The 26,016-nt window shown below is 71.5% G+C and carries 26 protein-coding genes and 1 riboswitch; of the genes, 11 read left to right on the top strand and 15 right to left on the bottom strand.

Translation table 11 applies throughout. The features are described 5' to 3' along the window. Nucleotides 1-17 precede the first annotated feature (17 nt). Entirely contained in the window at nucleotides 18-1,460 is a 1,443-nt protein-coding gene (gene gndA, locus CLT68_RS32050; RefSeq protein WP_099856540.1) for an NADP-dependent phosphogluconate dehydrogenase, read from the bottom strand. Nucleotides 1,461-1,564: 104 nt separating this feature from the next. Continuing rightward, a complete protein-coding gene (locus CLT68_RS32045) occupies nucleotides 1,565-1,861 on the bottom strand; it encodes an MTH1187 family thiamine-binding protein (RefSeq protein ID WP_099856538.1) in 297 nt (98 codons plus the stop codon). 293 nt (nucleotides 1,862-2,154) lie between these two features. On the opposite strand from CLT68_RS32045, the gene CLT68_RS32040 reads away from it, so the two are divergent. Further along, nucleotides 2,155-2,580 (top strand): hypothetical protein, encoded by a 426-nt coding sequence (locus CLT68_RS32040; protein ID WP_099856536.1) that lies wholly within the window; start codon nucleotides 2,155-2,157, stop codon nucleotides 2,578-2,580. 183 nt (nucleotides 2,581-2,763) lie between these two features. Here the strand turns inward: CLT68_RS32040 and CLT68_RS32035 are convergent, their stop codons facing one another. From CLT68_RS32035 to CLT68_RS32025, 3 genes are all read right to left on the bottom strand, one after another. Then, entirely contained in the window at nucleotides 2,764-3,564 is an 801-nt protein-coding gene (locus CLT68_RS32035; RefSeq protein ID WP_099856534.1) for a CbiQ family ECF transporter T component, read from the bottom strand. Further along, a complete protein-coding gene (locus CLT68_RS32030; RefSeq protein ID WP_099856532.1) occupies nucleotides 3,561-4,997 on the bottom strand; it encodes an ABC transporter ATP-binding protein in 1,437 nt (478 codons plus the stop codon). Before CLT68_RS32030 ends, CLT68_RS32035 begins: the two co-directional genes overlap by 4 nt. Nucleotides 4,998-5,110: 113 nt before the next feature. Further along, complete coding sequence (locus CLT68_RS32025) at nucleotides 5,111-5,704, bottom strand: ECF transporter S component (protein WP_099857884.1); 594 nt, start codon at nucleotides 5,702-5,704, stop codon at nucleotides 5,111-5,113. A gap of 74 nt (nucleotides 5,705-5,778) precedes the next feature. Beyond that, nucleotides 5,779-5,883: riboswitch (TPP riboswitch) on the bottom strand. Nucleotides 5,884-5,991: 108 nt separating this feature from the next. Between CLT68_RS32025 and CLT68_RS32020 the strand changes: the two genes are divergently transcribed. The 5 genes from CLT68_RS32020 (at nucleotide 5,992) to CLT68_RS32000 (ending at nucleotide 11,201) form a co-directional block, all read left to right on the top strand. After that, nucleotides 5,992-6,822, top strand: coding sequence for an alpha/beta fold hydrolase (locus tag CLT68_RS32020; RefSeq protein ID WP_099856530.1), 831 nt, complete (start codon nucleotides 5,992-5,994; stop codon nucleotides 6,820-6,822). A 29-nt stretch (nucleotides 6,823-6,851) separates the two neighbouring features. Continuing rightward, complete coding sequence (locus CLT68_RS32015; RefSeq protein WP_099856528.1) at nucleotides 6,852-7,658, top strand: AAC(3) family N-acetyltransferase; 807 nt, start codon at nucleotides 6,852-6,854, stop codon at nucleotides 7,656-7,658. Further along, the gene (locus tag CLT68_RS32010) at nucleotides 7,655-8,404 is read left to right on the top strand and encodes a sugar isomerase domain-containing protein (RefSeq protein ID WP_099856526.1); all 750 of its coding nucleotides are present in this window, start codon (nucleotides 7,655-7,657) and stop codon (nucleotides 8,402-8,404) included. The genes CLT68_RS32015 and CLT68_RS32010 overlap by 4 nt, the downstream gene beginning before the upstream one ends. 174 nt (nucleotides 8,405-8,578) lie before the next feature. Further along, a complete protein-coding gene (locus tag CLT68_RS32005; RefSeq protein ID WP_099856524.1) occupies nucleotides 8,579-9,082 on the top strand; it encodes a DUF6328 family protein in 504 nt (167 codons plus the stop codon). 112 nt (nucleotides 9,083-9,194) lie between these two features. Next, on the top strand, nucleotides 9,195-11,201 hold the full coding sequence (locus tag CLT68_RS32000; protein ID WP_099856522.1) for an acyl-CoA dehydrogenase family protein: 2,007 nt from the start codon (nucleotides 9,195-9,197) through the stop codon (nucleotides 11,199-11,201). 151 nt (nucleotides 11,202-11,352) lie between these two features. On the opposite strand, the gene CLT68_RS34080 is transcribed toward CLT68_RS32000, so the two are convergent. The 8 genes from CLT68_RS34080 to CLT68_RS31965 all read right to left on the bottom strand — a co-directional run bounded on the left by CLT68_RS34080 (nucleotide 11,353) and on the right by CLT68_RS31965 (nucleotide 15,898). Continuing rightward, nucleotides 11,353-11,481 carry a hypothetical protein gene (locus CLT68_RS34080; protein WP_486482475.1) on the bottom strand — a complete coding sequence of 43 codons (129 nt, stop codon included), beginning with the start codon at nucleotides 11,479-11,481 and terminating at the stop codon, nucleotides 11,353-11,355. Nucleotides 11,482-11,489: 8 nt separating this feature from the next. Continuing rightward, nucleotides 11,490-12,098 (bottom strand): hypothetical protein, encoded by a 609-nt coding sequence (locus CLT68_RS31995; protein ID WP_099857882.1) that lies wholly within the window; start codon nucleotides 12,096-12,098, stop codon nucleotides 11,490-11,492. A 177-nt stretch (nucleotides 12,099-12,275) separates the two neighbouring features. After that, complete coding sequence (locus tag CLT68_RS31990; RefSeq protein ID WP_088949670.1) at nucleotides 12,276-12,674, bottom strand: Fur family transcriptional regulator; 399 nt, start codon at nucleotides 12,672-12,674, stop codon at nucleotides 12,276-12,278. Beyond that, nucleotides 12,671-12,970, bottom strand: coding sequence for an ArsR/SmtB family transcription factor (locus CLT68_RS31985; protein WP_030338189.1), 300 nt, complete (start codon nucleotides 12,968-12,970; stop codon nucleotides 12,671-12,673). Before CLT68_RS31985 ends, CLT68_RS31990 begins: the two co-directional genes overlap by 4 nt. Nucleotides 12,971-13,013: 43 nt before the next feature. Then, complete coding sequence (locus CLT68_RS31980; RefSeq protein ID WP_099856520.1) at nucleotides 13,014-13,880, bottom strand: metal ABC transporter permease; 867 nt, start codon at nucleotides 13,878-13,880, stop codon at nucleotides 13,014-13,016. 3 nt (nucleotides 13,881-13,883) lie between these two features. Then, on the bottom strand, nucleotides 13,884-14,645 hold the full coding sequence (locus CLT68_RS31975; protein WP_088949668.1) for a metal ABC transporter ATP-binding protein: 762 nt from the start codon (nucleotides 14,643-14,645) through the stop codon (nucleotides 13,884-13,886). After that, complete coding sequence (locus tag CLT68_RS31970) at nucleotides 14,642-15,586, bottom strand: metal ABC transporter substrate-binding protein (protein ID WP_099856518.1); 945 nt, start codon at nucleotides 15,584-15,586, stop codon at nucleotides 14,642-14,644. Before CLT68_RS31970 ends, CLT68_RS31975 begins: the two co-directional genes overlap by 4 nt. Nucleotides 15,587-15,640: 54 nt before the next feature. Next, nucleotides 15,641-15,898, bottom strand: a complete 258-nt coding sequence (locus CLT68_RS31965) for a hypothetical protein (RefSeq protein WP_099856516.1) — start codon at nucleotides 15,896-15,898, stop codon at nucleotides 15,641-15,643. Nucleotides 15,899-15,927: 29 nt separating this feature from the next. On the opposite strand from CLT68_RS31965, the gene CLT68_RS31960 reads away from it, so the two are divergent. The 4 genes from CLT68_RS31960 (at nucleotide 15,928) to dusB (ending at nucleotide 19,504) form a co-directional block, all read left to right on the top strand. Then, entirely contained in the window at nucleotides 15,928-16,269 is a 342-nt protein-coding gene (locus CLT68_RS31960; protein ID WP_088949665.1) for an antibiotic biosynthesis monooxygenase, read from the top strand. Between the two features lie 24 nt (nucleotides 16,270-16,293). Further along, nucleotides 16,294-16,773 carry an Rv0361 family membrane protein gene (locus tag CLT68_RS31955; protein WP_088949664.1) on the top strand — a complete coding sequence of 160 codons (480 nt, stop codon included), beginning with the start codon at nucleotides 16,294-16,296 and terminating at the stop codon, nucleotides 16,771-16,773. A gap of 114 nt (nucleotides 16,774-16,887) precedes the next feature. Continuing rightward, nucleotides 16,888-18,267 (top strand): glycine--tRNA ligase, encoded by a 1,380-nt coding sequence (locus CLT68_RS31950; protein ID WP_088949663.1) that lies wholly within the window; start codon nucleotides 16,888-16,890, stop codon nucleotides 18,265-18,267. Nucleotides 18,268-18,346: 79 nt separating this feature from the next. After that, nucleotides 18,347-19,504: a tRNA dihydrouridine synthase DusB gene (gene dusB / locus CLT68_RS31945; RefSeq protein WP_099856514.1), complete on the top strand. Its 1,158-nt coding sequence runs from the start codon at nucleotides 18,347-18,349 to the stop codon at nucleotides 19,502-19,504. 406 nt (nucleotides 19,505-19,910) lie between these two features. Here the strand turns inward: dusB and CLT68_RS31940 are convergent, their stop codons facing one another. Together CLT68_RS31940 and CLT68_RS31935 are read right to left on the bottom strand one after the other, a co-directional pair. Next, on the bottom strand, nucleotides 19,911-20,570 hold the full coding sequence (locus CLT68_RS31940) for a C39 family peptidase (protein ID WP_099856512.1): 660 nt from the start codon (nucleotides 20,568-20,570) through the stop codon (nucleotides 19,911-19,913). 679 nt (nucleotides 20,571-21,249) lie between these two features. Beyond that, nucleotides 21,250-23,031, bottom strand: a complete 1,782-nt coding sequence (locus CLT68_RS31935; RefSeq protein ID WP_099856510.1) for a family 20 glycosylhydrolase — start codon at nucleotides 23,029-23,031, stop codon at nucleotides 21,250-21,252. A 248-nt stretch (nucleotides 23,032-23,279) separates the two neighbouring features. Between CLT68_RS31935 and ppdK the strand changes: the two genes are divergently transcribed. Continuing rightward, complete coding sequence (ppdK, locus tag CLT68_RS31930) at nucleotides 23,280-25,988, top strand: pyruvate, phosphate dikinase (protein WP_099857880.1); 2,709 nt, start codon at nucleotides 23,280-23,282, stop codon at nucleotides 25,986-25,988. Nucleotides 25,989-26,016: the final 28 nt, after the last annotated feature.

The following is a 26,016-nucleotide window of genomic DNA, read 5'->3' as shown; positions in this document are numbered from 1 at the left end:
GGTGACCGTCGCTCAGGTCAGGCGGGAGACTCGGCGCGGTCGCCGGCCCAGGTGGTGTGGAACGAGCCGTCCCGGTCCACCCGCTGGTAGGTGTGCGCCCCGAAGTTGTCCCGCAGACCCTGGATCAGCGCGGCGGGCAGCCGTTCGGCGCGCAGCGCGTCGAAGTAGGCCAGCGACGACGAGAACGCGGGCGTCGGCACACCGGCCCGGGTGGCGTCACCCACCACCCGGCGCCAGCTCGGCACACCGGCGGCGACCGCCTCGGCAAAGTACGGTGCCACCAGCAGCGTCGACAGGTCGGGCTGCTGGTCGTACGCCTCGCGGATCCGGTTGAGGAAGCGGGCCCGGATGATGCAGCCGCCCCGCCAGATCGTCGCGGTGCCGCCGAGGTCGATGTCCCAGTTGTATTCCTCGCTGCCGGCCCGGATGTGGTCGAAGCCCTGCGCGTACGCAACGATCTTGGAAGCGAGCAGCGCCCGGCGGACGTCCTCGATGAACGCGTCCCGGTCGGCGACCTGCCACTTCTCACCCGCGTCCGGGAACGCCCGACGGGCCGCCTCCCGCTGGTCGACGTGCCCGGAGAGCGACCGGGCGAAGGTCGCCTCGGCGATCCCGGTGATCGGGATGCCCAGGTCCAGGGCGCTCTGCACCGTCCACCGGCCGGTGCCCTTCTGCTCGGCACGGTCCTGCACGATGTCCACGAACGCCCGGCCGGTCGCCGCATCGGTGTGCGCGAGCACATCGGCGGTGATCTCGATGAGGAACGACTCCAGCTCGCCGTTGTTCCAGTCGCGGAAGATCTCCGCGATCTCCGCCGGCTCCGCGCCCAGACCGGCCCGCAGCAGGTCGTACGCCTCGGCGATGAGCTGCATGTCGGCGTACTCAATGCCGTTGTGCACCATCTTGACGAAGTGCCCGGCGCCGTCCGGCCCGACGTGCATGCAGCACGGCACACCGTCCACCTGCGCGGCGATCTTCTCGAACATCGGCCCGAGCTTGGCGTACGACTCGGCGGAACCGCCCGGCATGATGCTCGGCCCCCGCAGCGCGCCCTCCTCGCCACCGGAGACGCCGGTGCCGCTGAAGTGCAGGCCCTGCGCGCGCAGCGCCTCCTCCCGACGGCGGGTGTCGGCGAAGTGGGCGTTGCCGCAGTCGACGATGATGTCGCCCTCTTCCAGCAGCGGCACCAACTCGTCGATCACCGCGTCGGTGGGTGCGCCAGCCTTGACCATGACGATGACCGCGCGGGGGCGCTCCAACGACGCCACGAAATCGGCCATCGACTCGCCGGGCAGGAACGTGCCCTCGTCACCGTGCTCGGCAACCAGGCTGCGGGTGCGTTCCGGCGACCGGTTGTGCACTGCCACCGTGAAGCCGTTGCGGGCCAGGTTGCGGGCCACATTCCGACCCATCACCGCCAGCCCGGTCACACCAATCTGCGCCCTCGCCTGCTCAACCATCCGTGCCGCCACCTCTCGCCGTCGTGTCAATGTGTTGCGACGGTATCGCGACGCAGGGGCCATGGGGGAGCGCTGCCCAACAGCCGGTCACCGACCGATGGCGCTCAGCCCTGGGCCAGCCGGTTCTCCACGTGCGCCACCTTCGCGGTGAGCGCGTCGGTCACCCCCGGCCGGATGTCGGCCTTGAGCACCACGCTCACCCGGGGTGCGTGCGCGGCCACCACGTCGACCGCCTGTTTGACGACCGCCATCACCTCGTCCCACTCACCCTCGACGGTGGTGAACATGGCGTCGGTGCGGTTGGGAAGGCCCGAGTCGCGGACCACCCGTACCGCCTCGGCGACCAGGTCACCGACGGACTCACCGACACCGAGCGGGGTTATCGAGAACGCGATCAGCATGCCGCCGATGGTGCCAGGAAAATCGGCTGCACCGCCCCACCTGGTGCCGATAGAGTGCGGGCATGCGCAACTGACGCCCCACTTCCGAGCCGGCCCGCCGCCCCGCGTCGCGGTCCGTGCGCTCCCGGGCGTCCCGCATCTCCCACCCGCCGTTCGGCGGCGCTGGCTGTGTCCCGACCCCGGTGAGCAGTCCCTTCCCCGTTGGACCGTCGCACGACGACGGTCATCAGCCGATCCGACCGACCGCCGGCGCGCGGGACCGGCCGTGCCGGTCGGCTTTGAAGGAGGCCCGGATGCCTGCCAGGCGCAACCGGAAGAAATCCCGTTCAGTCGTACCCACGTCCGCCGGCACAGACGCGGCGGCCGGCCATGACGCGCTCCTACCGACCCGCCCCGACTTCGATCTCGCGGTCCAACCGGCTCTCCTGGTCGATCCGGCGTTTCCGGCGGAGTTGGGTGAGCCGGCAGTGCTGGTCGAGCCGGCGCTGCCGGCGGTGCTGAGTCAGCCGGCTCCGCCAGCGGTGGTGCCGGGTGAGCTGGTGCCGCCGTTCGACGTGCCGGCAGCAGTCGACGCGCCGGTGGTGGCAGACCTGCCGAAGGTCGCCGGGCGACCGAAGGCACCGACCGCTGGACCGCCGCAGGGTGGCGGGACACGCTCGGCCGGCGGGCGTGGTCAACAAGCCGGCCAGAGCCGCCGCTACGCCTTCCGCCGCAGCTGACCGACCCCGCACCCACCCGCGCGGTCCCGACCCCCGTGGGCGGTGAGGCAGACAGCAACTTCAGGGATGGTGCTGCCTCACCGCCCAACGAAGCAGCACCATCCCTGAAGTTGTGCGGATCATGCCCGCGCGGCGACGCTCAGAGACGCTGGGCGGCGCCCTGCTCGGAGAGAAGGGGTCAGGTCAGCCGATCAGGGGGCGGAAGCTGCCGAGGAGGATGCTCGTGGTCAGTGCGCCGGCGGCCAGGGCGGCCGCCCCGGCGACGAGCAGCCCGTCGGCCCGGGTGAAGCGCTGCCGGCGGGCCACGGTCCGGGGGGTGCCGGCGTCGAAGCCACGCGCGTCCATCGCCACGGCCAGCCGGGTGCCGCGGCGGATCGCCCCGACCAGCAGCGCGAACGCGGTGGAGGCGAACAGTCGTAGCTTCGCCACCGGGTTGCGTCCCGCGTCGACGCCCCGCGCCCGCCGGGCCATGCTGATCATCTGCCACTCCTGACCGAGCAGCGGCACCAGCCGGAACGCGGCGAGCGCCCCGATGGCGAACCGGGCCGGCGCCTTCGCGTTCTGGATCAGCGCGTCGGCCAGGTCGGTGGGGTCGGTGGTCGCGAAGACGATCACGCCCGGCAGTGCCACCGCGAAGACCCGCAGCACCAGGCCGAGCGCGGTGAGCAGCACGCCGGTGCTCACGAACACCGGCCCCGCGTCCAGCAGGACCCGACCGGACCGGTCGGCGGCGAAGAGCACCAGGGTGACCAGGATGCCGACGGCGCTGAGGAGCAGCGGCCAGGCCCGCCGGGCCAGCACCCGGTAGCGGATGCCGAACAGCGGGAGTACGGCGAGTTCGAGCGCGATGGCGATCGCCGGGGCCACCGGGTCCAGGGTGGCCAGCAGGGTGAACGAGAAGACCAGCGCTGCGGCGACCTTCGCCACCGGGTTGCGGCGGGCCAACGGCGCACCGGGCGCGGCGACCGGTTCGATGCTGATCATCGGGCACCGTCGCCGGTCACGGCCCGGTGCAGGGTGACGGTGCGGTCGGCGAGAGCGGCGACGAAAGCCGCGTCGTGGGTGACCGCGACGACGCCGTGCCCGGCGTCGCGCAGCTCGGCGAAGAGGTCGACCAGCTCCCGCCAGGTCCGCCGGTCCTGGCCGAAGGTCGGTTCATCGCAGATCAACAGACGGGGCGCGGTGGCCAGGGCCGTCGCCACGCTCAGCCGCCGCGCCTCGCCCCCGGAGAGGGTGTACGGGTTGGCGGCGGCGAGCCGATCCAGTCGTAGTCGCTCCAGCAGCCCGGCCACGGTCTCCCGCACGGCTGCCTCGGGTTGACCGGTGCGGCGCGGGCCGAGCGCCAGCTCGTCGAAGACGGTGCTCGTGACGAACTGGTGCTCCGGGTCCTGGAAGACGGACCCGATCCGCCGGGTCAGCGCGGGTGCCCGCCAGCGGTGCGGGGGAGTGCGATGGTCCGCGCCGGCCAACTCGGCGGACGCGTTGACCCGGCCGGTGCCTGGCCGGAGCAGCCCGCCGAGCAGCAACGCCAGGGTGGACTTGCCGGCGCCGTTGGGTCCGCGTACGGCGAGTGCCTCTCCGGCGCGTACCGCCAGATCGGTGGAGGCCAGCCGGGGTGGCAGGCCGAGCCGGTCGGCGGTGAGCAACAGCTCGCCGGGAGCGGCGGTGGCCCGCCGGGGCGCGATGGGGTGACCCGGCACCCAGACTCCCTCGGCGGCCAGGGCGGGGCCGTGGGCGGCGAAGACCGCCTCGGGCGTGCCGTCCGCACGGACCCCGCCGCCCGGGTCCAGGACGACCACCCGGTCGACCAGTGGCAGCGCCTCGGCGACCCGGTGCTCGACCAGGATCAGCGTGGTGTCGGCGTCCAGCGCCCCGGCAACCGCCTGCCGGATCAGCTCGGCCCCGGCCGGGTCGAGGTTGGCGGTCGGCTCGTCAAGCAGCAGCAGGCCGGGGCGCAGGGCCAGCGCGCCGGCCAGGGCCAGGCGTTGCTGCTCGCCGCCGGACAGTGCGGCCGTGTTGCGGTCCCGGGAGTACGGGAAGCCGACCCGGTGCAGCGCCTCGTCCACCCGGGGCCAGATCTCGTCGGCGGGCACTCCCCGGTTCTCCAGCCCGAACGCGACGTCGTCGCCGCAGCGGGCCATCACCAGTTGGGTTTCCGGGTCCTGGAAGACGATGCCGACCCGTTCCCGGCCCTTGCGGGGGTCGAGCCCGTCGATCTCGACGGTGCCCTCCTGCTCGCCGGAGTCCTCGGGTAGCAGCCCGGCGAGCGCGCTGAGCAGGGTGCTCTTACCGGCCCCCGAGGGCCCGAGCAGCAGCACCCGCTCCCCGACCTCAACCCGCAGGTCGACCCCGCGCAGAGCCCACGCGCGCCGCCCGGCGTGCCGCCAACCGAACCCCCGCAGCAGTACCCCGCCCACCAAACACCCCCTCCCAAGCCCCGGCTCCACCCTGCACGGTCGATCATGAGGTTGACGGTGGTTCTGAAGATCCATCCGCCCGTCAACCTCATGATCGACGCGAGTGGGTGGGGTCAGATCAGGGCGCGGTCCCGGCCTACCGGGAAACGGTCCAGGACACCGGTGTTGGCCAGGGCCCTGGTCAGCAGCCAGCCGCCCGCTCCGGCGATCACCGTTGCGCTGACGATGGTGATCAGCGCGTACGGGATGCGGTAGTCGGCCAGCGCGTAGTCGACGTTCCAGATGAAGAAGTCGAACAGCGCGGCGCTGAGACCGGTCAGCGCGCCGGCCACCACCGCGGTGGGCAGCCGGAACGACCGGTACCGGAAGGCGGCGAACGCCAGCTCCGCGCCGATGCCCTGCACGATGCCCTGCGGGATCACCGTGCCGGCCCACTGGCTGCCCAGCAGCGCGGAGAGGACCGCGGCCACCGTCTCGCAGTAGAGCGCGGCACCGGGCTTGCGGATGACCAGACCGCCGATCACGGCCGGCATCAGCCAGACGCCGTACAACAGTGCCTGCGCCGGCGGGAAGAAGGCGAACGCACCCTCGGTGGCGCTCCAGACCAGGCCCCAGGCCCAGAAGATGACGCCGAAGGCGACCGCGATCACCGAGGCGACCACGATGTCGATGGTCCGCCAACGGTGTGTGTCGGTGGTGGAACTCATGTGTTGCTCCCAGTTCGTGAGTGCGAACCAGGAGAAGACGCACGCCGCGTCCGGTGGCACCGGACTGCGGCGCGGCTGGAGGTCGACCGAACTCCCTGCGCTGGCATTACCCAGATCAGGTTCGAGGGTCTGCGGGCATGCCCGCACTCTCAGCGCTGTGCGCTCCCCTGTCGGATGTGAAGTTGTCTCGCTGACGCTAACACCGACGTGGGCCGCTGGCCCAGGAGGGCATCCGCCTGACCTGCGGCGAGCAGCCGGCCCGTCGTCGGCTGGGTACGCTTCCGATCATGCGGGTTGACGCGCGAGGCTTCACGTTCGAGGTAACCGCCGGTGGTCCGCCGGAGGGCGTACCTGTCCTGCTGTTGCACGGTTTCCCACAGCACAGCGGCGAGTGGGACGAGGTCGTGCCGGCGCTGCACGCGGCCGGGCTGCGCACGTACGCGCTGGACCAGCGGGGTTACTCGCCGGGTGCCCGGCCCACGGCGGTGGCGGACTACCGGATCCCCGAGCTGGTCGCCGATGTGGTGGCGGTGCTCGACGCCCTCGGGTTGGACGCCGTCCACCTGGTCGGCCACGACTGGGGCGCGATCCTGGCCTGGGCGGTCGCGGCCGGGCACCCCGAGCGGGTCCGCACACTGACGGCGGTGTCCGTGCCACATCCGGCGGCCATGGCGCACGCCCTGGCCAACGACAGCCAGCAGAAGGCCCGCTCGTCGTACATTGCGCTGTTCCGTAAGCCGGACAAGGCGGAGAAGGTGCTGCTGGCGTGGCACGCCACCGCGCTGCGCAAACTGCTCGGCGGAGTGGGCGACGGGCCCCGGGTGGACCGCTACGCCGACCCGATGCGCGAGCCGGGAGCCCTCACCGCCGCCCTGAACTGGTACCGGGCGATGTCCCGCTCCGACCTGGCAGCGGTCGGCCCGGTCGCGGTGCCCACCACGTACGTCTGGAGTGACCGGGACATCGCCATCGGTCGGACCGCCGCCGAGGCGTGTGCGGCGAACGTCACCGGGGACTACCGCTTCGTGCAACTGGCCGGTGTGAGCCACTGGATCCCGGACGCGGCCCCGGGCCCGCTCGCCGAGGCGATCCTGGCCCGAGTCAGCACAACGGCCTGAGTCGTGCGGGTCAGCGGGGGAGGGCCATCATGACGACGGACGGCAGAGGGCCGGGCAGCCGCCGCTCGATCGCCGCGCAACTACGCCTGCTGGGCGTACGCGCCGGCGCGACGCTGCTGGTGCACGCCGGCCTCCGTCCGCTGGGATTCATCAGCGGTGGTCCGCACGCGGTGGTGCTGGCCCTGCGTGACGCGCTCGGTCCGGACGGCACGATCGTCGTGCCCACCCACACACCGGAGAACAGCGATCCCGCCCAGTGGCGCAACCCGCCGGTGCCGGCGGACTGGTGGCCGCTGATCCGCTCGGAGATGCCCGGCTTCGACCCGGCGATCACCCCGAGCCGGTTCATGGGGGCGCTCGCCGAGACGGTCCGCGGCTGGCCCGGCGCTCTGCGCAGCTCGCATCCCCAGGTGTCGTTCGCCGCGCTCGGGCCGGCCGCCGAGCAGGTGGTGACCGGGCACGCCCTGGCCGACATGCTCGGCGAGCAGTCCCCGCTGGGCCGGCTCTACGACCTGGACGCCGACGTGTTGCTGCTCGGTGTCGGCCACTGGGCGAGCACCTCGCTGCACCTGGCCGAATACCGCAGCACCGGCTCGCCCCGGGAGCGGGTCGGCGCTGCGGTGCGCACCGCCGACGGCGGCCGGGAATGGGTGTGGTGGCAGGACGTACGGCTCGACGCGGGTGACTTCGACGCGTTGGGCGTGGCCCTGGAGGCCACCGGAGAGGTTCGCACCGGCCCGGTGGGTGCCGGGACCGGCAGGTTGATGCGCCAGCGGGCGGCGGTCGACTTCGCGGTGCACTGGTTGGCCCGCAATCGGATGACGGAGGACGCATGACGGTGAGTGCCGAGGACTACCTGGCCGTGGTGACCGAGACGATCGGCCGGGTGGCCGAAAGCCAGCGGGAGGCGGTGGGGCGGGCCGCGGATCTGATCGCCGACGCCGTACGCGCCGACGGCGTGGTGCACGCGTTCGGCACCGGGCACTCGGAGGCCCTCGCCATGGAGATCGCCGGCCGGGCGGGCGGTCTGGTGCCGACCAACCGGATCGCGCTGCGCGACCTGGTGCTGCTCGGCGGCGAACCGGCCGATCGGTTGGGCCCGATGCTGGAACGGGACCCGTCGGTCGCGCACCGCCTCTACGAGCTGGCGCCGGTGCGGCCCACCGACGTCTTCGTGCTCGCCTCGAACTCCGGGGTCAACGGCGCGATGGTGGAGTTCGCCACGCTGGTCAAGGAACGTGGCCACGGGCTGGTCGCGATCACCTCGGCGCAGCACTCCGGTCGGATGACCTCCCGGCACCCGTCCGGGCGCAAGCTGGGCGACCTCGCCGACGTGGTGCTCGACAACGGCGCCCCGTACGGCGACGCGACGCTGCCGCTTCCCGGTGGTGGCGCGGTCGGCGCGGTCTCCTCGATCACCGCTGCGCTGCTCGCCCAGCAGATCACCGTGGAGGTGGTGGCGCGGTTGCTGGCAGCGGGGGAGCGGCCACCGGTCTACCTGTCGGCGAACATCCCGGACGGCGACGCGCACAACACGGCGTTGGAGGCCCGGTACGCAGGCCGCATCCGTCGCGGGTCCTGACGCCGCCGGACGGTGCTCACGGTCGCCCGGCATCGGCTGGTGCTGGTGACCGACCTGCGTCCCCGAGGTGAACGGAAGATGTTGTGAACCTGTTTCGCGCTCGGGCGGGTGGGGCATTGGCGTTGCTGCCGGCGGCCGGGACCGCCGGCAGTAGCGTCTCACCGGAGGTAGCGCGTGTCCAAGGAGACCGACAAGCAGCGTTGGCAGCGCAATTTCGCCGACCTGCTCCAGGAGTTGCGGGTCGCACAGACCGGCGTGCAGATCCTCTTCGCCTTCCTGCTCACCCTGCCGTTCAGCAACGGGTTCACCGAGACCACGGAGTTCCAGCGGGACGTCTACATCGTGGCGTTGCTCGCGGCGGCCGCCGCCACCGCGCTGATCATCTCGCCGGTGGCGTTCCACCGGGCGTTGTTCCGGCAGGGGCGCAAGCCGGAGCTGGTGCGCTTCGCGCACCGGATGGCCACCGGTGGTCTCGCCTTCATGCTGATCGCGATGGTCAGCGCGGTGCTGCTGATCACCGACTTCGTGCTGGACCGGCCGATCGCCTTCCTGCTCAGCGCGCTGACCGGCCTCTGGTTCCTGATGTTCTGGGTGATCCTGCCGTTCGCCCGGCGCAGCTGGGGTGAGGACGACGTCGACGACGATGACGACGACCCGGACGCGATCGCCGGTCGCTGATCGCTGATCGCGCAGATCTTCACGCAGCGCTACCCCTGGGTAACAACCGGGGGTAGCGTGGCGGGTAGTCGCGCACGTCGACGCAGCCGCACCGAGCTTCGAGGGGGCAGCCGTGACCACGACGCAGGACGGCCGACCGGCACCGGACGGCCCCGACTCCGACGCCGCGCCCAGCACCGCCGGTGCCGCGGCCCCGTTGCCCAAGGAGGCCGGGCAGGTCTCCGAGAAGGAGGCCCGGCAGGTCGCCGAGGCCGCCCGTGAGTCCACCTGGGACCGACCCAGCTTCGGCAAGGAGTTGTTCCTCGGTCGGTTCCGGCTCGACCTGATCGACCCGTGGCCCCGGTCCGACCCGGACGACGTGGCGCGCGCCGAGGAGTTCCTCGGTCGGTTGCGCGCCTTCCTGACGACCGAGGTCGACGGCGCCGCCATCGAACGCGACGCGTCCATTCCGGACTCGGTGTTCCACGGTCTGGCCGACCTCGGCGCGTTCGGCATGAAGATCGACCGGAAGTACGGCGGGCTCGGGCTGAGCAACCTGCACTACTGCCGGGCGCTGATGCTGGCCGGGTCGGTCAGCCCGGCCATCGGCGCCCTGCTCTCGGCGCACCAGTCGATCGGGGTGCCACAGCCGCTGAAGATGTTCGGCACCGCCGAGCAGAAGCAGCTCTTCCTGCCCCGCCTCGCCGCCGGTGAGGTGTCCGCGTTCCTGCTCACCGAGCCCGATGTCGGCTCCGACCCCGCCCGCCTGGGCACCGTCGCCGAGCCGACCGAGGACGGCACCGGCTACCGGCTCAACGGGGTGAAGCTCTGGGCCACCAACGGCATCGTGGCCACCCTGCTGGTGGTGATGGCCCGGGTGCCCGCCACCGAGGGGCGTCGGGGCGGGATCACCGCGTTCGTGGTGGAGGGCGACAGCGAGGGCATCACCGTCGAGCGGCGCAACGAGTTCATCGGCCTGCGCGGCCTGGAAAACAGCCTCACCCGGTTCCACGACGTGTTCGTACCCGCCGAGAACGTCATCGGCGGCGAGGGCAAGGGTCTGAAGATCGCCCTGACCACGCTGAACACCGGCCGGCTCTCGCTGCCGGCGATGTGCGTGGGCGCCGGCAAGTGGGCGCTGAACGTGGCCCGGGGCTGGGCGGCCGACCGGGTCCAGTGGGGCCGGCCGGTGGGCGAGCACGAGGCGGTCGCGCAGAAGTTGTCCTTCATCGCCGCCACCACGTACGGCATGGAGACCATGCTGGACCTCTGCTGCCTGCTCGCCGACGACGACCGCAACGACATCCGGATCGAGGCGGCGCTGGTCAAGCTGTACGCCAGCGAGATGGCCTGGAAGATCGCCGACGAGCTGATCCAGATCCGGGGCGGGCGCGGCTACGAAACGGCCGACTCGCTGGCCGCCCGTGGCGAACGCCCGGCCGCCGTCGAACAGATGCTGCGCGACCTGCGGATCAACCGGATCTTCGAGGGCTCCACCGAGATCATGCATCTGCTGATCGCCCGGGAGGCGGTCGACGCCCACCTGTCGGTGGCCGGCGACATCATCGACCCGGACGCGGGGCTGGGCCGCAAGGCACGGGCCGGCGCCCGAGCCGGTGCCTTCTACGCGAAGTGGCTGCCCACCCTCGCGGTGGGTCGGGGGCAGAGGCCCTCGGCGTACGCCGAGTTCGGGCCGCTCGCCGCGCACCTGCGCCAGGTCGAGCGCTCGTCGCGCAAGCTGGCCCGCTCGACGTTCTACGCGATGTCCCGCTGGCAGGGAAAGATGGAGCGTAAGCAGGCGTTCCTGGGCCGTGTGGTGGACATCGGCGCCGAGTTGTTCGCGATGTCCGCGGTCTGTGTCCGGGCCGTCGCCGAACGGGACAGCCGACCGGAAAACGTGGAGCTGGCCGACCTGTTCTGTCGGCAGGCGCGGGTGCGGGTGGACGCCCTGTTCGCCGCACTGTGGGACAACACCGACTCGGTCGACACCTCGGCGGCGAAGCGGATCCTCGCCGGCCGCTACGCGGGTCTGGAGGAGGGTGTGCTCACCCCTTCCGACGAACTGCCGTGGGTGGCCGGCTGGTCACCCGGCCCGTCCACCGCCGAGGACGTCCGCCGCCGCATCCCACCGAAGCCGTAAGCCGGGCTGGTCGTTGGCCGGGCTGGTCGTCGGCCGTGCTTGTTGGTGGCCGTGCTTGTTGGTGGCCGTGCTTGATGTCGGCCGTGCTCGTTGGGGCCCGCGTCGTTGGCGCCGGTCAGCGGGCGACCGCCCAGGCAGCGCCCGGCCAGGATCAGGCCGTTGAGCCGGCCAGCGCCAGGTACGCCGCAGGGGGGATCTTCCTGCCCCGGCGCACGAAGGAGACCAGGACGGCGGCGTAGCCGAGCAGCAGGACGGCGATGACGAGGAGGAAGTAGAACACCCGAAGACCTAGCGGCTCCTGCCGCGCAGGCCGAGTTGGCGTAGCTCCAACGCGGCGAGGGCGTCAACGGTGGCGTCGTCGCCACGTCGCCACGCCTCGGCGACGTCCGGCGCGATCCGGGTCAGCTTGCCCAGCGGCTGGGTGGCCAGCGCGCGCAGGGCGAGCAGGTCCCGGCCGGCTGGTCCGACGGCCAGCTTCGCCGCTGACCCGGCCCGGCGCATCCAGCGCACCCGCAGCGGCAGCCAGCCGAGCAGCACGATGCCGAGCGGGAAGATCAGGACCGCGATGGCGAGGGCGAGGGCGAGCTGGTCGACCAGGTGCTGCTGGTCGCGGCCGGCGTCGGCGAGCCCCCGGGCCGCGTCGGCGGCCCGCTGGAAGGGTGCGGTCAGCTCGTCGCCGACCAGCGGGACCCGGCGGACCTTGCCGCCCGCGTCGGCGAGGTTGTCGGCGAGGCCGCTGCCCGCGCCCTCCAGCTTCTGCCCCGGTACGGCGAGCTTCTGCACCAGGTCGTGCAGCCACAGCGCGCCGCGGATCGCCACGTACACCCAGGCGACGACGAGCAGGTCGGTGAGCAACTGACGGGCGGCGGTCGGAAACCGATCGGCATAGATTTTCACGCCGGACAGCGTGTCACGGACGGCTCGGTGTGGCACCCGTCAGATCAGCCGGCGGGACGGCCCGGGCGGCCAGGGCAGGCAGCAACATCGGGGATATTGCTGCCTCGCTGTCGAATGAGGCAGCAACATCGGGGATATTGCTGCCTCAAGGCGCGGCGACCAGTCCGCGATGTTGAGTCAGCGGACGCAGGTCGGGCAGGTGCCGAAGATTTCCAGGGTGTGGCTGACGTCGGCGTACCCGTGCTGGGCGGCGACCCGGTCGGCCCAGCTCTCCACCGCCGGGCCGGCCACCTCGACTGTGCGCCCGCAGGCCCGGCAGACCAGGTGGTGATGGTGCCCCTCGCTGCACCGGCGGTAGAGGTGCTCGCCGCCGGGTGGGCGCATCACGTCGATCTCGCCGGCGTCGGCGAGCCCCTGCAGGGTGCGGTAGACGGTGGTGAGGCCGACCCGCTCGCCGCGCTGCCGCAGCATGGCGTGCAGGTCCTGGGCGCTGTGGAAGCCCTCCATCTCGCCCAGCAGCGCGCTCACCGCCGAGCGCTGCCGGGTGTTGCGCACCGCGGCGGTGCTCTCGCTCATGATCCCTCCCCGGCGTGGCTGACCGCGTCTGCCACGATGTGCGCGACGTGCTCGTCGACCAGGCTGTAGGCGATCTCCCGACCGCGGCGGGAGCCTCGCACCACTCCCGCGCCTCGCAGCACCCGCAGGTGCTGGGAGACCAACGGTTGTGCGGCACCGAGCTTCTCCACCAGCTCGTGCACGCACCGCTCACCGCCGGCCAGCTCGCTGACGATGGCCAGCCGGATCGGCGCGGACAGAGCGCGGAGCAACTCGCTGGCCCCGTCGAACCCGTCGTAGCCCGTCGCGCTGGTCATTCCGCAACGGTACCCATTACCACCGACGCTTCGCTGATCAGGATCAGCTCAGCACGACCTCGTGCGGCTCCGGCGTCGGAGCGTCGGTCGGTGTCGCCCGGCGGCGCAACGTCCGCCAGACGCCGCCGGCCACGGCCACGACCAGGAACGAGGCGATCGCCACCAGCACCACCGAGGCGCCCGGCGCGGTGTCCGCCGTAGCCGCCACCCAGACACCGGAACCGGCGGCGAAGAACCCGAGCGCCATCGCGGCGACCATCGTGCTGCGGAAGCCCCGGGTCACCTGCTGGGCGGTGGCGACCGGCACCACCATCAGCGCGCTGATCAGGAGCACCCCGACAGCCCGCATTGCGATGGTCACGGTGACCGCGGTGGCGACCGCGATCAGCAGGTTCAGCGTGCGCACCGGCAGGCCGGAGACCCGGGCGTACTCCTCGTCGTGGCTGACCGCGAAGAGCGCCGGGCGCAACGCGATCATGGTGACCAGGATCGCCGCGCCGAGCACCGCGATGGTGACCAGGTCGTCGGGCGAGATGGTGGTCAGCGACCCGAACAGGTAGGCGTTGAGGTTCGCGCTGGTCGCGTCCGAGAGGCCGACGAGCAGGACGCCGCCCGCGATGCCGCCGTAGAAGAGCAGGGCCAGGGCCAGGTCACCGGACGTACGCCCTCGGGCGCGGACCACCTCGATGGCGATCGCGCCGATGGTGGCGGCGATCACCGCGACCAGCACCGGTGAGCGGTTGAGCAGCAGGCCTGCCCCGACGCCGGTCAGCGCCACGTGCCCGACACCGTCGCCGATCAACGCCAGCCGGCGTTGCACCAGGTAGATGCCGAGCGCCGGCGCGGCCAGGCCGATCACCAGCGCGCCGATCAGGGCACGCTGCATGTAGGGGTACTGGAAGAGTTCCATGCGTCAGTTGCTCCACAGCCCGGCGGGCTCGTCGTAACAGTGCGGGTGCACGTGGTCGTGGTCGGGCTCCGCGTGATGGCCCGCCGGGTCCGGCACCGCGCCGTCGTGGACGATGCCACCCTCGTGGACGACGACCGCCCGGCTGATCACCGGTCGCAGCGGGCCCAGCTCGTGGGCGACCAGCAGCACCGTCCCACCGTTGCCGACGAAGTCGCGCAGCGCGCCGGCGAATGCCTCCTGGCTGGCCGCGTCCACCCCGGCGGTGGGCTCGTCGAGGACCAGCAGCTCCGGTTCACCGGCCAGGGCGCGGGCGATCAGGGTGCGCTGCTGCTGGCCGCCGGAGAGCGTGGACACCGGGTCGCCCGCCCGGTCGGCGAGCCCGACCGCGAGCAGTGCGGCGTCCACGGCGGCCCGGTCGGCTCGACCCGGCGGGCGGAGCACCCCCCGGCGGGCCAGCCGGCCGGAGGCCACCACCTCGCGGACGGTGGCTGGCACGCCGCCGCCGGCGCCCAGGCGCTGCGGGACGTACCCGATGCGCGCCCACTGCCGGAACCGGCGCAACGGCCGGTCGAAGAGGGCGACCGAGCCGGCGCTGAGTGGCACCAGCCCGAGCACGGCGCGGATCAGGGTGGACTTGCCGGAGCCGTTCGCGCCGAGCACCGCGACCACCTCTCCGGCGGTCACGGTGAGCGAGATGTTCCGGAGCACGGGGCGGCCGTCGTAGCCGACCACCCCGTGCTCGACGGTGATGACAGGTGAGGTCACGAGCAGCTCAAGGCCGTCTGCAGGGTCTGCAGGTTGGTACGCATCACCGAAAGGTAGTCCCCGTTGCTGCCAGCGGCGAGCCCTTCGATCGGGTCCAGCACCGCGGTCTTCGCGCCGACCTGACCGGCGATGGTCTCGGCGACCTTCGGGCTGACCAGCGTCTCGAAGAAGATCGTGGTGGCCTGGTGCTCCTTCGCCTCCTCGATCACGTGCGCGAGCCGCTGCGGGGAGGGCTCGACGTCCGGGCTCAGCCCGGTGATGCCGACCTGGTCGAGCTGGTAGCGGTCGGCGAGGTAGCCGAACGCGGCGTGGCTGGTGACGATCTCGCGCCGCTGGCAGGTCGCCAGGCCCTGCTTGAACTCCCCGTCCAGGGTCGTCAGGTCGGCGCGCAGCGCCGCGGCGCGGGCGGTGTAGTCGGCGGCGTGGGCCGCGTCGGCCTTGCCGAGCCGCTGCGCGAGCTGGTCGCCGATGCCGGCCAGCCGGGTCGGGTCGAGCCAGACGTGCGGGTCCTTGCCGCCGCTCTCCTCGGCGTGCCCCTCCTCGCCCTCGTGGTCGTGCCCGCCGGCGGACGCGTCCAGCAGCGGCTGCACGCTGGTCACGTCGAACGCCCGGTCGCCACCGTTCTGCGCGACGGCGTCGTCCACCGCCGGCTGGAAGCCCTTGAGGTAGACGATCAGCTCCGCGTCGCTGACCTGGCCGACCTGGCTCGGGTTGAGCTCCAGGTCGTGTGGCTCGGCACCCGGCTTGGCCAGGTTGGTCACCCGGACCGCGTCGCCGCCGATCCGCTCGGCCAGGAACTGGAGGGGGTAGAACGCGGCCACCACGTCGACCCGTTGGGGGTCGGCGCCGGCGGCGTCGCCGCTGGAGCAGCCGGCCCCGGCACCCAGGGCGAGGAGGGCGGTCGCGGCGGCCAGGACACGGTACGTGGCGCGGTTGGTCATGTCGTCAACTGTCCGTGGCAACGATAATGATTGTCAAAAACGCATGATTGCATGTCAGAGCAGCTTGGCGAGGCCCACCGTCACCAGCAGGGCCAGCATCACCAGTCGAATCAGGCGGGTCTGCGGCGCCTGAACCGCCCAGGTCGTCGCCAACAGGGCGATCAGGCCCGCGGCGAGCGCGAGCGTCAGCAGCCCGCCGATCACCCCGGGCGTGAAGAACGCCACCAGCACCACCACCAGGGTGAGCAGGAACACCGACGTCGGGTTCGCCCCGGCCAACCGGGCGAGCAGGGGGCGCTGCGTACGCTGCATCCCACAGACTCTACGAGGAGGGACCACCGTTGCTGGTGACCAACCGGTTCGTGGTCGACGTCGATGTCGCCGACGACTTCACCGAACGGGCGCACGCCGCCCTCACCGCCCTGGCCGCCTGCCGCGGCTACCTGCGCGGTCAACTGGTCCGGGCGCTCGACGACCCCCGGCACTGGTCGCTGGTCACCGAATGGGAGTCGGTCGGCACGTACCGGCGGGCCCTGGGGGCCTTCGAAGTCAAGGTCAGCGCCGTGCCGCTGCTCGCCGAGTCGGTCGACGAACCCTCCGCGTACGAGGCACTGGCGACCGCGGCGCCCGGAGGAGCGGTGGTCGTCGCCGAGAGTGATCGGGCTGCGGGTCCTTACCGCTGAGCCGCCGGACACTACGCTGCTCCTATGACCGCACCCGCCCCGCCACCCGGTCCCGGGGTGGCTCCGCCGTTCGCCGCGCCGCCCACCGAGGGTCGCCGGACTCGGCTCTGGATCGGCCTCGGCGTCGGCGCGCTCGCCGTGGTGCTCTGCTGTGGCGGGGGCGGCACCGCCGTCGTCGGCCTGGCCGTCAGCGGCGTGCAGGCGATCCGGGAGCAGGCCCGCACCGTGACCGGTGACTACTACCAGGCGCTGGTCGAGCGGGACTACGGGCGGGCGTACGAGCAGCTCTGCGACGACGCGCAGCGGCGTGAGTCCCGGCCCGAGTTCGAGCGGCGAGCCTCCGCCGAACCTCAGGTCTCGGCGTTCCGCGTGGGTGAGGTGGACACCACCAGCCTGACCGTGCCGGTCGACGTGACACTCGCCGGTGGTGACCGGGAGCAGCAGCAGGTCAGGCTCGGGCAGGACGGGGAGACCGGCGGCGTGGAGGTCTGCGGGGTGAGCTGACCCGCCCCCGGTATTCTGCTGGGCTCAGGGCGGCGGTGGTCGTACCGTTGTCCTGAACTGACCGTTCCATCCACATCTCGCCCCCGCCGACCGCCAGCCGGCGTAGGAGGAAACATGCCAGCCGACCGTATCGACGCCGTCGTCAGCCTCGCCAAGCGACGAGGCTTCGTCTTCCCCTCCAGCGAGATCTACGGAGGCACCCGATCGGCGTGGGACTACGGTCCGCTCGGCGTGGAGCTCAAGGAGAACGTCCGCCGGCAGTGGTGGAAGACCATGGTCCAGCAGCGCGACGACGTCGTGGGCCTGGACTCCGCGGTGATCCTGTCCCGCAAGGTGTGGGAGGCGTCCGGTCACATCGCCGAGTTCGTCGACCCGCTCACCGAGTGCCAGTTCTGCCACAAGCGCTTCCGGGCGGACCACCTGGAGGAGGCGTACGCGGAGAAGCACGGCAAGCCGCTCACCTCACTGGCCGAGCTGAACTGCCCCAACTGCGGCAACAAGGGCACCTTCACCGAGCCGAAGATGTTCAACGGCCTGATGAAGACCTACCTGGGCCCGGTGGAGAGCGACGAGGGGCTGCACTACCTGCGCCCGGAAACCGCGCAGGGCATCTTCGTCAACTACAAGAACGTCGAGACGGTCGCCCGCAAGAAGCCGCCCTTCGGCATCGCGCAGACCGGCAAGTCGTTCCGCAACGAGATCACCCCGGGCAACTTCATCTTCCGCACCCGCGAGTTCGAGCAGATGGAGATGGAGTTCTTCGTCGAGCCGGGCACCGACGAGCAGTGGCACGAGTACTGGCTCCAGGAGCGCTGGAACTGGTACCTCGACCTCGGCCTCTCGGCGGACAATCTGCGCCTCTTCGAGCACCCCGCCGAGAAGCTCTCGCACTACTCGAAGCGGACGGTGGACATCGAGTACCGCTTCCAGTTCGGCGGCACCGAGTTCGCCGAGCTGGAGGGGGTTGCCAACCGCACCGACTTCGACCTCTCCACGCACAGCAAGCACTCGGGCGTCGACCTGTCGTACTTCGACCAGACCAAGAGTGAGCGCTGGATGCCGTACGTCATCGAGCCGGCCGCCGGTCTGACCCGTGCGGTGCTCGCCTTCCTGCTGGAGGCGTACGACGAGGACGAGGCACCGAACACCAAGGGCGGCGTGGACAAGCGCACCGTGATGCGGTTCGACCCGCGACTCGCCCCGGTCAAGGTGGCGGTGCTGCCGTTGTCCCGCAACGAGGCGCTGTCGCCGAAGGCCAAGGATCTCGCGACGCTGCTGCGCAAGCGCTGGGTGGTCGAGTTCGACGACTCGCAGGCGATCGGCCGCCGCTATCGCCGGCAGGACGAGATCGGCACCCCGTTCTGCGTGACTGTCGACTTCGACACGCTGGACGACAACGCCGTGACGGTGCGCAACCGGGACACGATGGCCCAGGAGCGGGTCTCCCTGGACCAGGTTGAGCGTTACCTGATCGAGCGTCTGCCCGGCTGCTGAGGCTGCGTGCACGGGGCCTCGGCCGACGCGATAAGCGCCGGTCGGGGCCCCGTACACTTGTCCGGTGACTGTCTCGACCATGCCCGCGCTGCGCCCGTTGACTCTCGGGCCGTACCAGGTGTGGCCGCCGGTGGTGCTCGCGCCGATGGCCGGGATCACCAACGTCGGGTTCCGCCGGCTCTGCCGTGAGCAGGGCGGCGGCATCTACGTCTGCGAGATGATCACCACTCGGGCTCTGGTCGAGCGCAACCCGAAGACGCTGCGCATGATCACGTTCGGCGACGACGAGAAGCCGCGCAGCCTCCAGCTCTACGGCACCGACCCGGAGATCACCGCGGCCGCCGTCCGGATCGTCGTCGAGCGCAACCTGGCCGATCACATCGACCTCAACTTCGGCTGCCCGGTCCCCAAGGTCACCCGGCGTGGCGGCGGCGCGGCGTTGCCGTGGCGACGCCGGCTCTTCGCCCGACTGGTGCGGGCCGCGGTGGACGCCGCGTCACCGGCCGGAGTGCCGGTCACTGTCAAGATGCGCAAGGGCATTGACGACGACCACCTGACGTACGTCGAAGCGGGGCTCGCCGCCCAGGAAGCCGGCGTGGCCGCGGTGGCCCTGCACGGGCGGACGGCGGCGCAGCGCTACTCGGGCACCGCCGACTGGGACGCGATCGCCACCCTGAAGCAGGCCCTCGACGTGCCGGTGCTCGGCAACGGTGACATCTGGGAGGCCGACGACGCGCTGCGGATGGTCGCGCACACCGGCGTGGACGGCGTGGTCGTCGGGCGCGGCTGCCTGGGTCGGCCGTGGCTCTTCGCCGACCTGGAGGCCGCTTTCAACGGCCGGCCGGAGCGGCGACTGCCCAGCCTCGGCGAGGTGGCGGTGACCATGCGCCGGCACGCCGAGCTGCTGGTGGACCAGTTCGTGGCCGGTGCCCGCAACCCGGCCCGGGGCGAACGGGACGGCTGCACCGACTTCCGCAAGCACGTCGCCTGGTATCTCAAGGGCTTCCCGGTCGGTGGCGAGCTGCGCCGCTCGCTGGCGATGATCGAAAGCCTGGCCCAGCTCGACGACCTGCTCGGCAAGCTCGACCCCGCGGAGCCGTTCCCGATGACCGCCCTCGGGCAGCCGCGCGGGCGCACCAACTCGCCGGGCAAGGTCTCCCTGCCCGACGGGTGGCTGGCCAGCCGGGACGACGACACCGTCCCCGAGGGCGCCGAGATGGACGACTCCGGCGGCTGATCGAGCCTCCGACCGGTTGGGCGGAGACGCCCGGCGCGGCCATCCCTCCTCGGTCTCGTGGCGCTCGGCCTTTCCTCGACGATCCGCTCGCAGAGGCTGGGCAGATGAGTTCGGCGCCCTATCGAGCTGATGTCGTGAACGAATCACCAGCTCGCCTCGGTCGGCCATGCCCCTGATTCGTCTACGACATCAGCTCCAAAGGACCCGTGCCACAGCCAGTGGGGTGGCCTGCTGTGGTCGGGACGGCTTGGCCCGGTGGGCGGCCTGCCGTGGCGGGCGCTCTGGTCGGCTCGGACGACCCCTCGATCCGTCAGCGCCCGACGAGGGCGCGTGGACAGTGACCCGGTCATGCCGAAGGGCCGGTCCCCGTGGTGGGGGCCGGCCCTTCGTGGTGTGTCGGTCGCGGTCAGCTGGTGGCGTAGCCGCGGGTGGCGATCCAGTCGGCGAGGTGTTCGACGGTGACGTCGTAGGAGGCGGTGTTCGGGTCGGCGGAGTCGGCGATCTTGACGGTGTTGCCGTTGTCGCGGTAGCCGACGACGCTGATGTAGTGCCCGCCCTCGAACGAGTGGATACCACCATCGGTGTCAGTCGTGGTGCCGGCGATGTTGGCGACCACGGCCCGGCCGTCGTCAACGGTCTTGACGATGTCGGCGCGCAGCTTGTCGGTCTGCTTGGCGTCAGCATCCGGGGTGCTGATCTCCACGGACCGGTAGGCGTCGTTCTTGCCGGTCTCCTTGTTCAGCACGGGGGTGATGTCGTTGATGGAGTTGGTGCCGGCCTCGGTGGTGCCCATCTCCTTGGCCATCGCGTCGACGCTGATGTCCTTGCCCTGCACGCTCAGGGCGTTACGGGCGGCGGCGGGGCCGCAGTAGTAGAAGTTCGGCTGCGCCTCGTAGCGCACACCCAGCTGACGCTCACCCGACGGCTTGCGATCAGACTGCGTCTGAGTAGTGGGCTTGGCATCCGTCGCGGCGTACGCGGCGGTGATCGGTCCGACGATGGCGCCGCCGGTGAAGGCGAGGCCAGCGGCGGTGAGTGCGGTCTTACGAATCAGATCGGTACGCATGATGGCGTGCTCCTCTGCGATTGGGGGTGCACGGCACGCCCGGGGGGTGGGCGTGCCGCACGTGCAAGGGGGGAAAGTTTTGGAGGTTCTTGCCCGGTGGCCACAGGGGGCCGGCGTCGGGGAAGGGTGTGACGGCGCGGGGCGGCGGGTCATTCCACCTGGCCCCGGCTTGTGGTGCTCGGGGGTGCGGGGTGTGTAACCGGCTGGGCCGGCGAGTCATTCCGCCGGGCTTCCGGCCTGTGTGGCTCGGGGTGTAACCGGCCGGGCCGGCGAGTCATTCCGCCGGGCTTCCGGCCTGCGTGCTCCGGGGGATGTAACCGGGGCGGCCGGTCGGGTGTTCCCGGCGGCTGCCTCGCCCCACGACCCGAAAGTCGCGGTGGCATGCCAGGTATAACGACCCCGCCCGGCCCACGATTCCGCCCCCAGGGTGGCCCCGACCACGGGACGGCATCCGACAAAACGGACAGCCTGCCCGACCGGCCGCGCTCACCTCGCATGATCCACCCGGGTTTGGTGATGTCGGGGTATCCGGGCGGCCGGGATACCCCGACATCAAGGAAGCCGAGTAAATCCTGGCGGTTTGCGCGGTTTGTGCGGATCGAGAGTGTGCGACCGGGGCTCGCCGCGACTGCGGGCAGCGTCAGCGGGCTGTGTCAGCAGGCAGCGTCAGCGGGCCGTGTCAGTGGACGGCGGTGCCCGTCTGGGGAGTGTCGGTCTGGGGCGTGTCGCGCTGGGTGGGGATGGTGGCGGTGGTTGCCCAGGGGATGTCGGGCGCTCGGTGGAAGGTGATGCCGGCGGTTGCCCAGCGTGGGCCCTGGCTGGCCAGGCGGTCGCGGAAGTTGGCCCAGTCGTGGGTCGTCCGGGTGGACCAGCCCAACTCGGCGATGGCGGGGAGTCGGGGCAGGAGCAGGAACTCGATGTCGGCCAGTGAGGTGACCGATTCGGTCCAGAGCGGGGCCTCCACACCGAGAACCGCCTCGGCGGGTACGTCGGCGACGTGCGTACCCGGGTCCCAGTCGTACGCCTTTCGTACGTCGATCAGGCCGGCCCAGTCGTGCCCGATCGGGGTGTCCGGGGCGTACTTCATGTCCAGGTAGGCGTGGTTGCCGGGGGAGAGGATCAGCCGGGCGCCCTGACGTACGGCCTCGGCGGTGGTGGGGTCGGCGCCGGTGGTGCCCCACCACTGCAGGATCCGGCCGTCGAGGTGGGCGGCCGGTGCGAGCTGGTGCCAACCCACGACGGTCTTTCCGAGGTCGGCCACGATGCGCTGGACCCGCTCGACGAAACCGGTGTAGACCTCGCCGGTGACCTTGAACGCCTCGTCGCCGCCGATGTGCAGCCACGGCCCGGGGGTGAGCGCGGCCACCTCGCCCAGCACGTCGGCGATGAAGTCGTACGTCCGCTCGTCGGCTGGGTCGACGTAGCTGAAACCGACCTCGGTGCCGGTGTACGGAGGTGGCGCGATCTTGTCCGGTGCCAGCTCCGGGTACGCGACCAGCGCCGCGTTGGTGTGGCCGGGGAGGTCGATCTCCGGGACGACAGTGATGTGGCGGTCGGCCGCGTAGGCGACGATCCGCTGGTAGTCGGCCTTCGTGTAGTGCCCGCCGGGGCCGCCGCCGACCTCGGTCGCCCCACCGACGGTGGTCAGCCTCGGCCAGGAGTCGACGGCGATCCGCCAGCCCTGGTCGTCGGTGAGGTGCAGGTGCAGGTGGTTGAGCTTGTAGCGGGCCAGGTGGTCGATCACCCGCAGCGCGTCCTCGACGGCGAAGAAGTGCCGCGCGACGTCGAGCATCGCGCCCCGGTACGGGAAGCGGGGTGCGTCGGTGATCGTCCCGCCGGGCAGCGCCCAGTGCTCGGTGACCGGGGTGGGGCTCTCGATCGCCGCCGGCAACAGTTGGCGCAGGGTCTGCACGCCGTAAAAGAGGCCGGTGGCGGTGACGGCGGTGAGGCGTACCCCGTCGGGGGCGACGTCGAGCCGGTAGCCCTCCGCGCCGAGGTCGGCGGCCTCGTCCAGCACCAACGCTATGCCGCCGACCGGCCCTGGCCCGGCGGCGTCGGCGACCGGCAGCGAGTGGGCGGCGGCGTCGGTGACCGGGAGCGGGTAGCCGGTGGCCGGGCGCAGCAGCTCGGCGAGGTGCTCGGCGACGGCCAGCGCGGCCGGGTCGGCGCTGACCACGATGACCGCTTCGGCCGGCAGCACCCAGTCCCCGGTCGGGTCCGGCTGGACCTGCTGCGGGGCGGGCACGACGTCGGCGAGCCGGCGCGTGGTCGCCGCGGTGAGCACCGTGACCGCGCTCTGCTCGGCCGCGCGGGCCAGAGTGGCCGCGTCCGGCTCCTCCGCCGGCAGTGGCGCGGGGACGGCGGTGGGGCTGGGGGAGGGGGTGGTCGGCACGGCGGCGACTCCGGGGGGTGTATTCGCGTCGGTTATGGCAAAAGCGACGTTCACCGGCTGGCGTGCCATCCAGCGTACGGCGCGCGGCCGGGATGCGTGATGGTGCGCATGGAAGCGTTCCCAAAAACCGGTACGAACACGGATAGTCGTGATGGCTGTGCCAATTGTCACCGAACGGTCCCAGGTCGCTCGATGTTCGCTTAACCTTCGCCCACCGATCGGCGTCGACCCGGGGATTACCGGTGGTCCGCTGCGGGGTAGAAGAAAACTGAACCTTCGTTAAGTGTCAATCCGGCGCGTGTGTTGTGGAGGCTCTGGTGGCAGCGCAAGAGACCGTCGATCACAAGTACGTCTACGACTTCTCTGAAGGAAACAAGGATCTCAAGGACCTGCTCGGCGGCAAGGGGGCCAACCTCGCCGAGATGACCAACCTCGGCCTGCCCGTTCCGCCCGGCTTCACCCTCACCACCGAGGCCTGCAAGGCGTACCTCGCGACGGGCCAGCAGCCGGACGGGCTCGCCGGTCAGATCGAGGCGCACCTGGAATCGTTGGAGCGCGCGATGGGCAAGCGTCTCGGCGACCCGCAGGATCCGCTGCTGGTCTCCGTCCGCTCCGGCGCCAAGTTCTCCATGCCGGGCATGATGGAGACAGTCCTCAACGTCGGCCTCAACGACCAGAGCGTGGTCGGGCTCTCCGCGCAGGCCGGCGGGAACGACAGGTTCGCCTGGGACTCCTACCGCCGCCTCATCCAGATGTTCGGCAAGACCGTCTGCGAGGTGCCGGGCGAGGAGTTCGAGCACGCGCTGGACGAGGCCAAGAGCGCCAAGGGCACCCACAACGACCTGGACCTGGACGCCGACGACCTCCGTGGGCTGGTCGACGCGTACAAGAAGATCTTTTTGAAGCACACCGGTCGGGAGTTCCCGCAGCAGCCGCGCGAACAGCTCGACCTGGCCATCCGGGCGGTCTTCGAGTCGTGGAACGCCGAGCGCGCGGTGCTCTACCGTCGCCAGGAGCGGATCCCGACCGACCTCGGCACCGCGGTCAACGTGGTGACCATGGTGTTCGGCAACCTCGGCCCGGATTCCGGCACCGGCGTCGCGTTCACCCGTGACCCGGCCAGTGGCGCGCAGGGCATCTACGGCGACTACCTGGCCAACGCGCAGGGCGAGGACGTCGTCGCCGGCATCCGCAACACCGTGCCCCTGCAGGAGCTGGAACAGCTCGACAAAACCTCCTACGACCAGCTGCTCGGCATCATGGCTCGGCTGGAGGAGCACTACAAGGACCTCTGCGACATCGAGTTCACCATCGAACGCGGCAAGCTCTGGATGCTGCAGACGCGGGTCGGCAAGCGCACCGCCGCCGCCGCGTTCGTCATCGCGGGGCAACTCGTCGACGAGGGTCTGATCGACCTGGACGAGGCACTGCACCGGGTCAACGGGGCGCAGCTGGCCCAGCTGATGTTCCCCCGTTTCCAGCTCGATCACGACTTCCAGCCGGTCGCCAAGGGCATCGGCGCCTCGCCCGGCGCGGCGTCCGGCACTGTGGTCTTCACCTCCGCGCGGGCCGTCGAGATGGCCGCCGAGGGCAAGTCGGTGATCCTGGTCCGCCGGGAGACCAACCCGGACGACCTGAACGGCATGATCGCCGCCCAGGGCATCCTCACCTCGCGCGGCGGCAAGACCAGCCACGCGGCGGTGGTGGCTCGCGGCATGGGTAAGACCTGCGTCTCCGGTGCCGACGAGATCGAGGTGAACGTCCCGGCGAAACGCTTCACCGTAGCCGGGCAGACCGTCAACGAGGGCGACGTCGTGTCCATCGACGGCACCACCGGCAAGGTCTACCTGGGCGAGGTGCCGGTCATGCCGTCGGAGGTGGTGCAGTACTTCGAGGGCAGCCTCGACCCGGAGCACATCGACAACGCGCTGGTCCGGGCCGTACACCGGATCATGACGCACGCCGACGGCAAGCGGCGGCTCGCGGTCCGCACGAACGCCGACACCGGCGCGGACGCCGCCCGGGCCCGGCGCTTCGGCGCCGAGGGCATCGGGCTGTGCCGCACCGAGCACATGTTCCTCGGCGACCGGCGGGAGCTGGTCGAGCGGCTGATCCTGGCCCGCGCCCCGGGCGAGCGGGAAGCGGCGTTGGAGGCGCTGCTGCCGTTGCAGCGGGCCGACTTCGAGGAGATCTTCCGCGAGATGGACGGCCTGCCGGTCACCGTCCGGCTGATCGACCCGCCGCTGCACGAGTTCCTGCCTCCGTTGGAGCAGCTCGCGGTCAACGTCGCGGTCGCCCAGGAACGGGGCGAGGACGTGGCCAAGGAGGAGGCGCTGCTCGCCGCCGTCCGGCGGATGCACGAGGAGAACCCGATGCTCGGGCTGCGGGGCGTCCGCCTCGGCCTGGTCATCCCCGGCCTGTTCGCGATGCAGGTCCGGGCCATCGCCGAGGCTGCCGTCGCCTGCGCCCGTGGTGGCGGGGTGGCCAAGCCGGAGATCATGGTGCCGCTGGTCGGGGCCGTGCAGGAGCTGGAGACCGTCCGCGCCGAGGCCGAGAAGATCATCGCGGAGGTGGTCGGGGACAGCGGGGTCGAGGTGCTGATCGGCACCATGATCGAGGTGCCCCGGGCGGCGCTGACCGCCGGGCAGATCGCCGAGGCGGCCGAGTTCTTCTCCTTCGGCACCAACGACCTGACCCAGATGGGCTGGGGCTTCTCCCGCGACGACGTCGAGGGCGCGTTCTTCTGGCGATACCTGGAGCTGGGCATCTTCGGCATCTCGCCGTTCGAGTCGATCGACCGTGACGGGGTCGGGCGGCTGGTGCGGATCGCCGCCGAGGAGGGCCGGGCCGCCCGTCCGGGGCTGAAGCTCGGCGTCTGTGGCGAGCACGGCGGCGACCCCGACTCGGTGCACTTCTTCCACGAGGTTGGCCTGGACTACGTGTCCTGCTCGCCGTTCCGGGTGCCGGTGGCTCGGCTGGAGGCCGGTCGGGCCGTGGTGGAGACCGGCGGGTCGGACAGCCGCTGACGTGGGCCGGCGGCGGACCGGTGACCCG

This window comes from Micromonospora sp. CNZ299 (genome assembly GCF_002754415.1).
This window is presented reverse-complemented; position numbering and strand designations above follow the sequence as displayed.